This window comes from Azospirillum sp. TSH100 (assembly GCF_004923295.1).
Classification (GTDB): Bacteria; Pseudomonadota; Alphaproteobacteria; order Azospirillales; family Azospirillaceae; genus Azospirillum.
This window is the reverse complement of sequence record NZ_CP039635.1, coordinates 278892-292778: the sequence shown is the minus strand read 5'-3', so window position 1 is coordinate 292778 and position 13887 is coordinate 278892. Positions and strand designations below refer to the sequence as shown.

The 13887-nt window shown below is 66.8% G+C and carries 14 protein-coding genes; 9 read left to right on the top strand and 5 right to left on the bottom strand.

The features are described from left to right. The first annotated feature begins 74 nt into the window (after positions 1–74). The 9 genes from gsiC (at position 75) to E6C72_RS13955 (ending at position 8616) form a co-directional block, all read left to right on the top strand. Positions 75–995: a glutathione ABC transporter permease GsiC gene (gsiC, locus tag E6C72_RS13995; protein ID WP_109086977.1), complete on the top strand. Its 921-nt coding sequence runs from the start codon at positions 75–77 to the stop codon at positions 993–995. After that, a complete protein-coding gene (locus E6C72_RS13990) occupies positions 992–1876 on the top strand; it encodes an ABC transporter permease subunit (RefSeq protein WP_109086976.1) in 885 nt (294 codons plus the stop codon). Before gsiC ends, E6C72_RS13990 begins: the two co-directional genes overlap by 4 nt. Continuing rightward, a complete protein-coding gene (locus E6C72_RS13985) occupies positions 1851–2945 on the top strand; it encodes a P1 family peptidase (protein ID WP_109086975.1) in 1095 nt (364 codons plus the stop codon). Before E6C72_RS13990 ends, E6C72_RS13985 begins: the two co-directional genes overlap by 26 nt. Next, positions 2942–3775: a M55 family metallopeptidase gene (locus E6C72_RS13980; protein ID WP_109086974.1), complete on the top strand. Its 834-nt coding sequence runs from the start codon at positions 2942–2944 to the stop codon at positions 3773–3775. The genes E6C72_RS13985 and E6C72_RS13980 overlap by 4 nt, the downstream gene beginning before the upstream one ends. A gap of 11 nt (positions 3776–3786) precedes the next feature. Next, a complete protein-coding gene (locus E6C72_RS13975; protein WP_109086973.1) occupies positions 3787–4758 on the top strand; it encodes an isoaspartyl peptidase/L-asparaginase family protein in 972 nt (323 codons plus the stop codon). 85 nt (positions 4759–4843) lie between these two features. Then, positions 4844–5794, top strand: coding sequence for a zinc-dependent alcohol dehydrogenase family protein (locus E6C72_RS13970; protein WP_109086972.1), 951 nt, complete (start codon positions 4844–4846; stop codon positions 5792–5794). A 36-nt stretch (positions 5795–5830) separates the two neighbouring features. Next, on the top strand, positions 5831–6253 hold the full coding sequence (locus E6C72_RS13965) for a CopD family protein (protein WP_109086971.1): 423 nt from the start codon (positions 5831–5833) through the stop codon (positions 6251–6253). A gap of 84 nt (positions 6254–6337) precedes the next feature. Continuing rightward, on the top strand, positions 6338–6817 hold the full coding sequence (locus E6C72_RS13960) for a VOC family protein (protein ID WP_109086970.1): 480 nt from the start codon (positions 6338–6340) through the stop codon (positions 6815–6817). Between the two features lie 194 nt (positions 6818–7011). After that, positions 7012–8616, top strand: coding sequence for an ATP-binding protein (locus tag E6C72_RS13955; protein ID WP_199228805.1), 1605 nt, complete (start codon positions 7012–7014; stop codon positions 8614–8616). Positions 8617–8710: 94 nt separating this feature from the next. On the opposite strand, the gene E6C72_RS13950 is transcribed toward E6C72_RS13955, so the two are convergent. The 5 genes from E6C72_RS13950 to E6C72_RS13930 all read right to left on the bottom strand — a co-directional run bounded on the left by E6C72_RS13950 (position 8711) and on the right by E6C72_RS13930 (position 13886). Further along, positions 8711–9712, bottom strand: coding sequence for an ABC transporter ATP-binding protein (locus E6C72_RS13950; protein WP_109086968.1), 1002 nt, complete (start codon positions 9710–9712; stop codon positions 8711–8713). Beyond that, the gene (locus E6C72_RS13945; RefSeq protein ID WP_109086967.1) at positions 9709–10713 is read right to left on the bottom strand and encodes an ABC transporter ATP-binding protein; all 1005 of its coding nucleotides are present in this window, start codon (positions 10711–10713) and stop codon (positions 9709–9711) included. Before E6C72_RS13945 ends, E6C72_RS13950 begins: the two co-directional genes overlap by 4 nt. A gap of 21 nt (positions 10714–10734) precedes the next feature. Beyond that, complete coding sequence (locus tag E6C72_RS13940; RefSeq protein ID WP_109086966.1) at positions 10735–11793, bottom strand: alanine racemase; 1059 nt, start codon at positions 11791–11793, stop codon at positions 10735–10737. A 64-nt stretch (positions 11794–11857) separates the two neighbouring features. Beyond that, positions 11858–12241: a RidA family protein gene (locus E6C72_RS13935; protein ID WP_014188873.1), complete on the bottom strand. Its 384-nt coding sequence runs from the start codon at positions 12239–12241 to the stop codon at positions 11858–11860. A gap of 40 nt (positions 12242–12281) precedes the next feature. After that, positions 12282–13886: an amidohydrolase family protein gene (locus tag E6C72_RS13930; RefSeq protein ID WP_109086965.1), complete on the bottom strand. Its 1605-nt coding sequence runs from the start codon at positions 13884–13886 to the stop codon at positions 12282–12284. Position 13887 lies beyond the last annotated feature (1 nt).

The following is a 13887-nucleotide window of genomic DNA, read 5'->3' as shown; positions in this document are numbered from 1 at the left end:
CCTAACCCTCTCCCCAGGGGGGAGAGGGGATTTTTCGTCCGCACCTCCAGGCCCTCCACCAGGACCTCCGCCCCATGCTGAAATATCTCGTCGGCCGTCTCGCCGGCATCCTGCCGGTTCTGCTGGTGATCTCCGTCTTCGTCTTCGTCTTCGTCCATCTGCTGCCGGGCGATCCGGCGCGGCTGGTCGCCGGGACGGATGCGACCCAGCAGGACGTCGAACTGGTGCGCCAGGATCTCGGCCTCGACCAGCCGCTGTGGGTGCAGTACGGCCGCTTCCTCGGCAATGCGGTCCAGGGCGAGTTCGGGCGGTCGATGAAGTCCAAGCGGCCGGTGTCGCAGGAGATCGGTGAGCGCTTCATGCCCACCTTCTACCTCACCGTGGTCGCCATGGTCTGGGCGACGCTGGCCGGTCTGCTGATCGGCGTGGCGTCGGCCACCAAGCGCGGGCGCTGGCAGGACCATGTCGGCATGGTGGTGGCGGTGTCGGGCATCGCCTTTCCGTCCTTCTGGCTCGGCCTGCTGATGATCGACCTGTTCTCGGTCAAGCTCGGCTGGCTGCCGACCAGCGGTTACGGCACCTGGCAGCATTACGTCATGCCGTCGCTGACGCTCGGCCTCGGCGTCGCCGCTGTCATGGCGCGCTTCACCCGCTCCGCCTTCATCGAGATCGCGCGCGAGGATTACGTCCGCACCGCGCGGGCCAAGGGCGTGCCGGCCCGGCTGGTGGTGTGGAAGCACACGCTGCGCAACGCGCTGATCCCGATCATCACCATGGTCGGCCTGCAATTCGGTTTCCTGCTCGGCGGGTCCATCGTGGTGGAGACGGTGTTCTCCTGGCCGGGGCTGGGCCGGCTGCTGGTGGATAGCGTCAATTACCGCGACTACACCGTCATCCAGGCCGAGATCCTGCTGTTCTCGCTGGAGTTCATCGTCATCAACCTGCTGGTCGATGTGCTGTACGCCCTCGCCAACCCCGAGATTCGCTACTCATGACCACGACAGACGCAACCGCCGTGGCTGTGGGCCACGAAGCCGTCCGTTCGCCGCTGCGCGAGTTCTGGCGCAAGTTCCGGCGCAACCGCACCGCCATGGCGGCAGGGTTCTGTCTGCTGGCGCTGGTGCTGGCGGCGGCGGCCGCGCCCTGGATCGCCCCCTTCGACCCGGCGGCCTTCGATTACGACCGCATTTTGGAAGGCCCCTCGGCCGACCATTGGGCCGGCACCGACGCCTATGGCCGCGACATCCTGAGCCGCATCCTGTGGGGTGCCCGCATCTCGCTGTCGGTCGGCCTGCTGTCGGTGCTGCTGGGCGGGGTGGCCGGCGTGGCGCTGGGGCTGGTCGCCGGCTTCCGCGGTGGCCTGATCGACAGCCTGATCATGCGCGTCTGCGACGTGCTGCTGGCCTTCCCCGGCATCCTGCTCGCCATCGGCATCGTCGCCATCCTCGGGCCGGGCATCGAGAACGTCATCTATGCGGTGGCGATCTTCAGCGTACCCGTCTTCGCCCGTCTGGTGCGCGGCAGCACGCTGTCGCTGAAACGCGCGGTCTATGTCGACGCCGCCCGCGCCATCGGCGTGCGCGACCGGTTGCTGATGGTCCGCCACATCCTGCCGGGCACGCTGCCCAGCGTGATCGTCTATGTCTCCATGCGCATCGGCACCTCGATCCTGACGGCGGCGAGCCTCAGCTTCATCGGCCTCGGCGCCCAGCCGCCCAGCCCGGAATGGGGCGCCATGCTGGCCGATGGGCGCAGCTATATCGGCGTCGCCAGCCACGTCACCTTCTATCCCGGCCTCGCCATCTTCCTGACGGTGCTGGCCTTCAACCTGCTCGGCGACGGACTGCGCGATGCCCTCGACCCCAAACTGCGCTGAACCGGCAAAGCGCGCCCGGGCCTTCGGGCTCGCCTGCGGCCGGCTGACGCCGGGGCCGCGCAACGCCATCACCGACGTTCCGGGCGTGCGCGTCGCTCACGTCACGCTCGATGACGGCGCCATCCAGACCGGCGTCACCGCCATCCTGCCCCATGCCGGCAACCTCTACCGCGACAAGCCCGTCGCCGCCGCCGAGGTGCTGAACGGCTTCGGCAAGAGCATCGGGCTGATGCAGGTGGAGGAGCTGGGTGCGCTGGAAACCCCTGTCCTGCTGACCAACACCCTGTCGGTCGGCACCTGCGCCACCGCCCTGGTCCGCCACGCCATCGCCGCCAATCCCGACATCGGCCGTACCACCGCCACCGTCAATCCGCTGGTGATGGAGTGCAACGACGGCCCGCTGAACGACATCCAGGCGCTGGCGGTGACGGAGGCCCATGCCGCCGCCGCGCTCGCCGCCGCTCTGTCGGACACGGATGGGGCGGAGGTCGCGGTCGGATCGGTCGGCGCCGGGCGCGGCATGTCCTGCTTCGGCTTCAAGGGCGGCATCGGCACCTCGTCCCGCCGTCTCAAGCTGGACGGCAAGCGCCATCACCTGGGCGTGCTGGTCCTGGCGAATTTCGGCCGGCCGGGGGAGCTGCGCCTGCCCGACGGCCGGCGTGTCGTCCCGCCTGCGAAGGACGACACGCCGGAAAAGGGCTCCGTCATCGTCATCGCCGCCACCGACGTGCCGCTCGACCACCGCCAGCTGCGCCGGGTGATCCGCCGCGCGGGAGTCGGGCTGGCGCGGGTCGGCTCCTTCTGGGGCCATGGCAGCGGCGACATCGCGCTGGGCTTCACCACCGCCAACCGCATCGACCATGACGAGCGGGCCGACCTCATTCCCGTGCGCATGCTGAACGAGCGCCGCATCGACGCGCTGTTCGAGGCGATGGCCGACGCCACGCAGGAAGCCGTCCTCGACGCCCTGGCCGCCGCCACGCCTGTGGTGGGCCGCGACGGCGCCACCCGGCCCTGCCTTTCCGATACGCTCACCCCCGATATGTTGACTGCCGGGAGCACTCCGTGAAGATCTACATCTCCGCCGACATCGAAGGGGTGGCCGGCGTGGTCTCCCAGCAGCAGGTGACGCCGGGCAATGCCGAATACGAGCGCGCCCGCCGCCTGATGACCGCCGAGGTCAACGCCGCCATCGACGGCGCGCTGGAGGCCGGGGCGAGCGAAATCCTGGTCAACGACAGCCACGGCCCGATGGTCAACCTGCTGCCGGACGAGCTGCACCCCGCCGCCGAGCTGATCCTCGGCCGTCCGAAGCCCATCGGGATGTTCGCCGGGCTGGAGCCGGACACCGCCGGGGTGATGTGCGTCGGCTTCCACACGTCCGCGCGCCAGTACGGCATCCTCGCCCACACCACCAACAGCTTCGCCTTCGGCCGTGTCCGGGTGAACGGGATGGAGCTGGGGGAGGCCGGCAATTACGGCGCCTATGCCGGCGAGATCGGCGTGCCGGTGATCCTGCTGACCGGCGACGACCGCTTCGCCGCCGAGATGGCCCCGCTGTTCCCGGACGCCGAACAGGTGGTGGTCAAGCAGGCGCTCGGCCAGCGCGCCGCCCGCTCCGTGGCGCCGTCGGTCGCCCGCGACCGCATCCGCGAGGCCGCAAGCCGCGCCGTCCGCCGCGCGTCCAGCATCCCGCCCTTCCGCGTTCCGCCCCAAGCCGACGGCGCGCCCTACCGGCTGGAGATCGAGATGAACAGCCCGGCGCTGGCCGATCTGGCGTCGCTGATCCCGGTGTCGGAGCGCCTCGACCCTGTTACCGTCCGCCTCCCCGCCGACAGCATGGCCGCCGTGCTCGGCTGGATCAACACCCTGTCCGCCATGTCGGCCACCCTGCGCTGAGACCCGCTCCCATGACCCTTTCCCACCCGCAGCCCTTCGCCCTTGCCATCCATGGCGGCGCCGGCACCATCAAGCGCAGCGCCCTGACCCCGGCGCTGACCGAGGGCTACCACGCCGGCCTGCGCCGGGCGCTCGCCGCCGGGCATGAGGTGCTGGCCGATGGCGGCAGCGCGCTCGACGCCGTGACCGCCGCCGTGATGGCGCTGGAGGACGAGCCGCTGTTCAACGCCGGCCGCGGCGCCGTCTTCACCGCCGAGGGCGTGCAGGAGATGGACGCCGCCATCATGGACGGCCGCGACCGCGCCGCCGGTGCGGTGGCCGGGCTGTTCGGCCCGCGCAACCCGATCCTGGCCGCCCGGGCGGTGATGGAGCACACGGAGCATGTCCTGCTGATCGGCGAGGGTGCGCTGGATCTCTGCCGCCGCCAGGGTCTGGCGATGGAGGAAGCCGCCTATTTCTTCACCCAGCCGCGCTGGGACGCCCTCCAGGCCGAGCTGGAGCGCCGCCGCTCCGGCACCCCCGAAGACAACTCCGATGGGGGCGCCGACCAGCGCCGCCACGGCACGGTGGGCGCCGTCGCCCGCGACCGCGACGGCAACCTCGCCGCCGCCACCTCGACCGGCGGCATGACCGCCAAGGCCAAGGGCCGCGTCGGCGACAGCCCGGTGATCGGCGCCGGCACCTTCGCCGACAACATCACCTGCGCGGTCTCCGCCACCGGCCATGGCGAGCATTTCATCCGCCGCTGCGCCGCCCACGAGATCGACGCCCGCATGCGCTGGGCCGGCCAGACCCTGGAGCGCGCCGCCGGCGACGTGGTGGACGAGCTGGGGGTGATCGGCGGCTCCGGCGGCCTGATCGCCATCGACCGCGACGGCCGGGTGGCGCTGCCCTTCAACTGCTCCGGCATGTATCGCGGCGCCATCGGGCCGGAGGGGCTGGCGATGACCGCGATCCACCGCGAGGAGTTCCGCATCGGCTGACCCTCCTTCCCCCGCTGGACAGGCGAGGGCCGGCGTCCCACGTTGGTGCTTATTCAGTGCAACAGCCGGAACGGAGGATGACGGCATGCGTGCGATGGTGATTTCGCGGTTCGGCGGACCGGATGTGTTCGAACTCCAGGACCGGCCGCGCCCGGTCGCCGGGCCGGGCGAACTGCTGGTCCGCGTGGTGGCGTCGGGCACCAACCCGGTGGACGCCAAGATCCGCCAGTCCGGCAGCTGGGCCGGCATCCCCTTCCCGGCGGTGCTCGGCTATGACGTGTCGGGCGTGGTCGAGGAGGCCGGCCCCGGCGTGACCGGCTTCAAGGCCGGCGACGAGGTGTTCTACACCCCGGAGATCTTCGGCAATCCCAACGGCAGCTATGCCGAATACACTGTCGCAGCCGCGTCCATCGTCGCCCACAAGCCGGCCGGCCTGTCCCATGTCGAGGCGGCGGGCATCCCGCTGGCCGGCGGCACGGCGTGGGAGGCCATCGTCCGCCGTCTGGCGGTGCGGCCGGGCGAGACGGTGCTGATCCATGGCGGGGCCGGCGGCGTCGGCAGCTTCGCCATCCAGTTCGCCAAGGCGGCCGGCGCCCGCGTGCTCGCCACCGCCAGCAAGGCCAACCACGAGGCGATGCGCGATCTCGGCGCCGACGTGACGCTCGACTACCGCGACGCCGACGTGGTGGACCAGATCCTGCGCGAGGTGGGCGGGGCAGGGGTGGACGCTGCCTTCGACACCGCCGGCGGCAATGTGCCGCTGAGCACGCAGGTCACGCGCCCCTTCGGCCGCATCGCCACCATCCTGCCGCCGACCGGCGACCTCAATGCGCTCTATGTGAAGAACCAGACCCTGTACGGCACCTTCCTGACCCGCGAGGGCGCCCGCCTGCGCGAGATGGCGCCGCTGTTCGTGCGCGGGCAGGCCAAGGTGATCGTCGATGCCGTCCTGCCGCTGGAAGAGGTCGGCAAGGCGCACGAACGGCTCGATTCCGGCCACGGCCGCGGTAAGATCATCCTGCAAGTGGGGGCCTGACGCGAGGTCGGGCCGGGCTTTCGAAGGACGGTCGCGGTGTATATCTGGCTTATCGGGCTGCACGTCACGGCGGTGACGCTCTGGATCCTGGGGATGTCCGCCGCCGCCATCCTGATCAGCGCCCTGGACCCCACGACCGCCGCCGAGGAAGGACCGGCCCGCCTGCTGCGCGCCATGGGCCGCTGGGAGCGCCGCGTGACCTCCCCGGCGATGGGGCTGGCGTGGCTGCTGGGCATCACGCTGGTGGTGGTCGGCGGCTGGGGCTTCGAGCCGTGGCTGGTGGCGAAGGTGGTCATCGTCCTCATCCTGTCCGCCCTGCACGGCAAGATCGCCGCCGGGCTGCGGCGGCTGGGCGAACCGGGTGCGCGGCCGGTGTCGCCGCTGCTGCGCTTCTCCCCGCTGGCGGTGATCGCCGGGGCCATCGCCATCGTGACGCTGGTGGTGGTGAAGCCCTACTGAACACGCTATGGTGTCGGGCCGGGAGGGGCCGGCCCGTTCGACCCCGCGCCCGGCCGGTTCGGTTCCAGCGCGAAAGGATCCGCCATGGCCGTCGCCAAGACCACGATCTGCCTCTGGTTCGACAAGGACGCCGAGGCCGCCGCCCGCTTCTACACCGAGACCTTCCCCGACAGCGCGGTGACCGCCGTCCACCGCGCCCCCGCCGACTACCCGTCCGGCAAGGCGGGCGACGTGCTGACGGTCGAGTTCACCGTCGCCGGCCTCCCCTGCCTCGGCCTGAACGGCGGCCCGGCCTTCACCCACAGCGAGGCCTTCTCGTTCCAGATCGCCACCGACGACCAGGAGGAGACCGACCGCTATTGGACCGCCATCACCAGCAACGGCGGCCAGGAGAGCGCCTGCGGCTGGTGCAAAGACCGCTGGGGCATCTCCTGGCAGATCACGCCCCGCGTGCTGACCGATGCGCTGGCGGCGGGCGGAGAGGAGGCCAAGCGGGCGTTCGAGGCGATGATGGGGATGACGAAGATCGACGTGGCGGCGATTGAGGCGGCGCGGAGGGGGTGAGGTTTTGGTATATCGATGTTGCGTCGAAGCAAATATGCCAAGGCAGATTGTGCCTCAAGGAATGCAGACTAGAGATTGCATAAGGCATTAAATGAAATCTAATAAGGGAAAATTAGAAGTGCAAGCATGCAGTGGATTACATATTACCTATGCGCGTGATACAATAAGGGCGAATTGTTTGTGGGAGAATGATTTTGGCGGGCGTATCGCATAAGCAGCAACTTGAGGTTATCGACGGCACGCCTGAAAAGCGGCTCTTCTTATCAATTATTAGTGATTATGATCTTCGTACAGGGCTGTGTGAGCTGGTTGATAATGCCATTGATTTGTGGACAGAAAGCGGCAGGAAACGACCGCTCAACGTGCAAGTTGTTTTAGACGATTCCCGTCAGATTATTTCTGTATTAGATGATGCGGGTGGCGTTCGTGAAGATCAGTTGCGGTTATTAATTGCGCCGGGCGCATCGCGAAATAGATCATCGAAAGATGTTATCGGAACATTTGGCGTGGGCGGTAAGCGTGCAGGCGTTGCATTGGGAGAGCTTGTTGAAATCCGCACCCGATACAAAAAAGAAAAGAGCATACAGATAGATATAACAAAGGATTGGTTGGCGAACGATGATTGGTTCCTCGCTGTCTACGAAATTCCAGATGTCGATCCTGGTACTACAAGTGTAACTATATCTCAGCTTCGCCAAAGAATGTCTGAAGATGACGTTAAGTCACTTTATGATCATCTTTGCGCAACTTATGGCTGGTTTATTCGTAAAGGATGTTCCATCACAATAAATAGGCAAAAAGTTGAGCCTACCATGTTCAATTTGTGGGCATTTCCTCCTAGCTTCGAGCCAAGGCGTACAAATTTCGATGTTTTTCCTATCGATGGTAAGAGTCTGAATGTTACAATAGAGGCAGGACTAATTCTTGATAGAAACCCCGAAGCAGAAAATTATGGTGTGTATTTTTATTGCAATAATAGATTAATTGTCAGAGAATTAAAAGTGCGTGATGTTGGGTATTATGTTTCTGGAGAGGCTGGCGTTCCTCACCCGGATGCGTCTCTGTGTAGGGTTATTGTAGATATTCAAGGCCCTTCTGAATTGATGCCGTTGACTAGCAGCAAAAGTGGGATAAATTATAGTCACGAAGCATTTCTCCAATTGCGACCCACTCTTATAAATCTGGTAAGTTATTATACATCTCTTTCGCGTCGATTAAAGAAGCAGTGGGATCAAGAGGTGTATCCTTATACTGCTGGTTCTGTGGAGGATGTTGATCCTGAGGACGTGGAAGTAAAACGGCGTATGGTCTTACCCCAATTGCCACGTACACGCAAATTGCCGCGCGTCCAAGAGTTAAAAGAAAGAAACAAAAAGAAGATAGATTCTCAGCCGTGGACAATTGGATTAATAGAGGCCATGGGCATGGTGGATTTAATCAGTAGACAAAAGATAGATACTAGAAACCGTATTGCTTTGATACTTTTGGACAGTAATTTTGAGATAGCTCTGAAAGAATTTATTGTCGCTAGATCTGATCTATTTCCTGCTAATAAGTATAAAAATAGCCATATCGCAAGCCTATTTGAACAAGGTCGCAAGGCAGTCATCAAGGAGGTGCAGCCCCACATAAACCTATCTCCTATGCTTCTGAATAAGATTGATCACTACTACGGCCTTAGAAACTCTCTCATCCACGAACGGGCAACTCAGCAGATTACGGATACCCAAATCTCTGACTACCGTAAGGTTATTGAAAGAGTTCTAAGTCTTCTATTTGAGCTAAAATTTCCTCAGTAAATCTTAATGGAAATAGAATTAATCATGCTAATAATATCTGGGATGCATTGTGATATCATAATGTTGATGAGAAATTTTGATTTATGCTTCCCCCTCACCCCACCCCCACATCATCCCGAATGCACGCCACCGAATGCCCCGGCGCCACCTCCCGCAGCGCCCGGGCCTCCGGCTCCGCACAAGCCGTCAGCGCGAACGGACACCGTGTCCGGAAGACGCAGCCGGACGGCGGGTTCATCGGGCTCGGCACGTCGCCCTCCAGCAGCATGCGGGTCTTCGGCGCGTCGGGGTCCGGGTCGGGGGCGGCCGACAGCAGGGCCATGGTGTAGGGGTGACGCGGACGCTCGTAGAGGCTGTCGCTCGGTGCGATCTCCATCAGGCGGCCGAGATACATCACCGCCACCCGGTCGCTGATGTAGCGCACCACCGCCAGATCATGGGCGATGAACAGCACCGCCAGCCCCAGCTCGCGCTGCAAATCGCCCAGCAGGTTGACCACCTGCGCCTGCACCGAGACGTCGAGCGCCGACACCGGCTCGTCCGCGACGATGAAGTCGGGTTCCACCGCCAGCGCGCGGGCGATGCCGATGCGCTGGCGCTGGCCGCCGGAGAATTCGTGCGGGAAACGGTCCATGGCGTCGGCGCTCAGGCCCACCTTCTCCAGCAGCGCCGCCACGCGGTCGCGGCGGTCGGCGCGGGTGCCGATGCCGTGGATCGTCAGGGCCTCGCCGATCACCTCGCGCACGCGCTGGCGCGGGTCGAGGCTGGCATAGGGGTCCTGGAAGACGATCTGCATGCGGCGGCGCTGCGCCCGCATCTCCGCCGTGCCCAGGCCGGTGATCTCCTGCCCGTTGAAGCGGATGGAGCCGCCGGTCGGCTCGATCAGCCGCAGGATGCTGCGCCCGGCGGTGGTCTTGCCCGATCCGGATTCGCCGACCAGCCCCAGCACCTCGCCGCGGTTCAGGTCGAAGGACAGGTCGTCCACCGCCTTCACCCAGCCGACCGGCCGTTGCAGCAGCCCGCCGCGCACCGCAAAGCGCTTTTCCAGATTGCGGACGCTCAACAGGGGCTGTTCGGTAGCGGTATCGATGCTCATTGCACGTCTCTCCAGCGGCGGCAGCGGGCGGAATGGTCGGGGCCGACCGGCTCCAGAACGGGTTCGGCGGCGAGGCAGGCCGGTTCGGCCAGCGCGCAGCGCGGGGCGAAGGTGCAGCCGGCCGGGCGGTTCACCGGGCTCGGCACGCTGCCGGGGATGGCGTAGAGCCGGCCGCCATCGCCGCGGCGCTGGCCCAGATGCGGCATGCAGGCCAGCAGCCCGCGGGTGTAGGGGTGCCTGGGCGATTTCAGCAGGGAGCGGACATCGCCTTCCTCGACGATGCGGCCGGAATACATCACCACCACCCGGTGCGCGACCTCCGCCACCACGCCCAGATTGTGGGTGATGAACAGGATCGAGGTGCCGGTCTCCTCCTGAAGCCGTCGCATCAGGTCGAGAATCTGCGCCTGGATGGTCACGTCCAGCGCCGTGGTCGGCTCGTCGGCGATCAGCAGGGTGGGGCGGCAGGCCAGCGCCATGGCGATCATCACGCGCTGGCGCATGCCGCCCGACATCTGGTGCGGATACTCGTCCAGCCGCCGCTCCGCCGCCGGGATGCCGACCTTCTTCAGCATGGCCAGCGCCTCCGCCCGCGCCGCCCGGCGGTCGAGGCCCTGATGGTAGCGCAGAGCCTCGCCGATCTGGTCGCCGACGGTGTAGACCGGGTTCAGCGAGGTCATCGGCTCCTGGAAGATCATGCCGATCTCGTTGCCGCGGACAGTGCGCATGGCGCGCTCGCTGAGGCGGGCGAGGTCGCGCACCTGGCCGTCGCGGCCGCGGAACAGGATCTCGCCGCCGGCGATGATGCCCGGCGGCGTCGGGATCAGCCGCATCGCCGACAGGCTGGTCACCGACTTGCCGCTGCCGGATTCGCCGACGACGGCCAGCGTCTCGTTGCGGCGCACGGCGAAGGACACGCCGTCCACCGCCTTCGACACGCCGGGATCGGCGGTGAAGTGGGTTTGCAGGTTGCGGATGTCGAGCGTGAGGTCAGCGTCCATGACGGGATCCCGGATTTGAAGTCAGCGGGTGCAGCCGCGCGCCGGCACCGGCCAGTCGCCGACGACCTCGCCGTTGCGGGTGATCGCCATGCGGTCGTGCAGGTTGGTCACCACGCACACATGGTTGGGCAGGATGCGCACGCGGTCGCCGATCTCCGGCTTCGCGGCGCTCTTGCTGAGGTCGACCACCGCATGCTCCTCGTTGACGCGGACGATCACCGCGTCGGGGTAGTCGAGGATCAGGCCGAAGCCTTCGCCCACCGACGGGGCGACGCGGTCGCTCGACAGCGTCTTGCTGCCGCAATCCAGAATGGCGCGGTCGGGGGTCGGGCGGCTGACCACGGTGGCATGGACATGCACGGCGCATTCGTCCAGCGTCGCCACCCCGGCGCCGACGGTGGCGCGGTCGTGATAGATGTAGGTGCCGACGCGCAGTTCGGTCACGCCGGGAAGCTCATGGGTGTCCCAGCAGCCGGGGGTGCCGCCGACCGACACCGTCTCCACCGCGATGCCGGCGCCGTCCAGCAGGGCGCGCGTCTCGGTGACGAAGGGCACGGTGCGGGGACCGCGCGGGTAGGTCATCAGGCCGCGGAAGCGGGTCAGGCCATTGCCGGCGGCGCGGCGGGCCAGCGTCAGCACCTCGTCGGGGGTCTGCACGCCGCAGCGGCCGTCGCCGCTGTCGAACTCCACGAGAATGCCGATCTCGACGCCGGCCTGCGCGGCGGCTGCGGCCACGGTGTCGAGGGCGACGGCGTTGTCGAGCGCCACCGTCAGCCTGGTCTTGCCGGCCAGCTCGGCCAGCGGCGACACTTTGGCGGCGCCGACGATGGGGTAGGTCAGCAGGATGTCTTTGCAGCCAGCCTCGGCCATCACCAGCGCTTCACTGATCTTCTGGCAGGTGATGCCGACGGCGCCCAGCTCGATCTGGCGCAGCGCGAATTGGGGAAGCTTGTGGGTCTTGATGTGCGGGCGCAGCGCCAACCCGTGCCGGTCGCAATAGGCCTGCATCTTGGTCAGGTTATGCTCGACCCGGTCGAGGTCGATGACGGGGACGGGGGTGTCGAGTTCGTCGACGCGCATGGGACCGCTCCAAAGGCGACAAGAGGAAAGGGGCCGATCCCGGCGGGATCGGCCGCCCGGAATGTTAAGCCGTCGGCAGGACGGCGATGCAGTCGATTTCGACCTGGATGTTGTTCAGCTGGCAGCCGATGGTGGTGCGGGCCGGCGGCTCGGTCGGGAAGAACTCCGAATAGAGCGCGTTGTATTCCTGGAAGCGGCCGAGGTCGCTCAGGTAGCTGTTGACCTTCACCACATGGGCGAGGTCGGTGCCGGCAGCCTTCAGGATGATTTCCAGGTTGCGCAGGGTCTGGCGCACCTCGCCGGCGAAATCCTCGGGCAGGGCGCCGGTTTCAGGATGGTGCGGCCCCTGGCCCGACACATAGACGAAGCCGTTCGCGACGATGGCGTGGCTGTACTGGCCGGCGGGCGGCACCGCCTTCTCGGCGAAAATCGGCTTGCGGTTGGTCATTCGGTCCTCACTGGTTTTGAAACTGGGGTTTTGAAATGTGTCAGGCGCGGGCCAGGGCCTTGCCCGGACGTGCGCCGGTGTGCCCACCGTCCCGCAGGACGAACTGTCCGGCGACGAGCACGTCGGTGATGCCGTGGGGCGGGCGCGTCGGCTCCTGGAAGGTCGCGCGGTCCGCCACGTCGGCGGTGAACAGGGCCAGGTCGGCCACCATGCCCGGCCGGATCAGCCCGCGGTCGGACAGGCCGAAGCGCTGGGCCGGGACGGCGGTCATGTGGCGCACGGCATCCTCCAGCCCCAGCCCGCCTTCGCCCCTGATCGCGCGGGCGAGATAGCGCGGGAAGCTGCCGAAGGCGCGGGGGTGCGGCTTGCCGGTCTCGCGCGGCAGCCCGTCGGAGCCCAGCATGTGCAGCGGGTGCGACAGCGCGGTCTCCAGATCGGCCTCGGCCAGCTGGAACATGACGATGTTGGTGCGGCCGCGGTCGGCACGGATCAGGCGGACCAGCGTGTCGAAGGGCGATTCCTTTGCGACTTCGGCAATTTCGGTCAGCGACAGCCCTTCCAGGGTGCGCAGGTCCGGCTCGCCGACGCCGCCGATGCGGACATTCTCCCAGCCGATCAGGCGGATCTTGGATTCCCAGCCGGTGTCGTTCGGCGCCTCGCCGTCCTCCACCGCCCGGCGCAGCGCCGCCAGCCCGTCGGCATCGGCCATCCGCGCCAGCAGCGCCTCGACCCCGCCCGCCAGCGCCGAGGGCGGCAGCAGTTGCAGGATGGTGCTGGAGCCGGCCGGGTAGGGGTACATGTCGAAGCTGACGTCGGTGCCGCCCTTGCGGGCGATCTCCAGCCGCTCCACCGCCCGCGGCAGGCTGCCCCAATAGGGCTTCCCGGCGGCTTGCAGGTGGGAGAGCAGGCCGCTCGCCCTGCCGGCCTTCAGCAGATCGAGGAACTCGTCCACCGAAGCGATCAGCCCGCCCTCGTAGGAGCGGACATGGGCGGTCAGCAGCGCGCCATGCTCCGCCACCACCTCGGCCAGCCGCACCAGCTCGGCGCGGTCTGCCCAGGCGCTCGGCGGATAGACGAGGCCGAGCGACAGGCCGTGCGCGCCCTGGCGCAGCTGGTCGGCCAGCAGGGCGGCCATCGCCTCGCGCTCATCGGCGGTGGCGGCGCGGTTCTGCCAGCCCATGACGGCGAGGCGCAGGGCGGCGTGCCCGACCAGCGAGACGAGGTTGATGGCGGTGCCGCGCCCGTCGAGCGCCGCGCGGTAGCCGGCGAAATCGGCGAAGGTCTCCTGGTCCGACACCGTGCCCAGCAGGTTGCCGAAATGCTCGCGCAAGCGGTCGCCGCTGTCCGGGCTCTGCGGGTAGAGCCCGAAGGAGCAGTTGCCGACCACCACGGTGCTGACGCCCTGCGCCACCTTCTCCGGCCGGCCGGGCTGGCGCAGCTGGATCAGGTCGTCGTGGCAATGGGCGTCGATGAAGCCGGGGGCGAGGAAGCGGCCCTGCGCCTCCAGCGGCTCGGCGTCCGGCGCGTCGAGCATCGGGCCGATTGCGGCGATGCGTCCGCGCTCCACCAGCACGTCGGCCGGGAACCAGGGGGCGCCGGTGCCGTCGATGACGCGGGCGCCCTTGATGAGAAGGGTATCGGTCATC

Coding starts and splice junctions, on each gene's coding strand:
- gsiC (WP_109086977.1), top strand. CDS start 75: ATGCTGAAATATCTCGTCGGCCGTCTCGCCGGCATCCTGCCGGTTCTG.
- E6C72_RS13990 (WP_109086976.1), top strand. CDS start 992: ATGACCACGACAGACGCAACCGCCGTGGCTGTGGGCCACGAAGCCGTC.
- E6C72_RS13985 (WP_109086975.1), top strand. CDS start 1,851: ATGCCCTCGACCCCAAACTGCGCTGAACCGGCAAAGCGCGCCCGGGCC.
- E6C72_RS13975 (WP_109086973.1), top strand. CDS start 3,787: ATGACCCTTTCCCACCCGCAGCCCTTCGCCCTTGCCATCCATGGCGGC.
- E6C72_RS13970 (WP_109086972.1), top strand. CDS start 4,844: ATGCGTGCGATGGTGATTTCGCGGTTCGGCGGACCGGATGTGTTCGAA.
- E6C72_RS13960 (WP_109086970.1), top strand. CDS start 6,338: ATGGCCGTCGCCAAGACCACGATCTGCCTCTGGTTCGACAAGGACGCC.
- E6C72_RS13950 (WP_109086968.1), bottom strand. CDS start 9,712: ATGAGCATCGATACCGCTACCGAACAGCCCCTGTTGAGCGTCCGCAAT.
- E6C72_RS13945 (WP_109086967.1), bottom strand. CDS start 10,713: ATGGACGCTGACCTCACGCTCGACATCCGCAACCTGCAAACCCACTTC.
- E6C72_RS13940 (WP_109086966.1), bottom strand. CDS start 11,793: ATGCGCGTCGACGAACTCGACACCCCCGTCCCCGTCATCGACCTCGAC.
- E6C72_RS13935 (WP_014188873.1), bottom strand. CDS start 12,241: ATGACCAACCGCAAGCCGATTTTCGCCGAGAAGGCGGTGCCGCCCGCC.
- E6C72_RS13930 (WP_109086965.1), bottom strand. CDS start 13,886: ATGACCGATACCCTTCTCATCAAGGGCGCCCGCGTCATCGACGGCACC.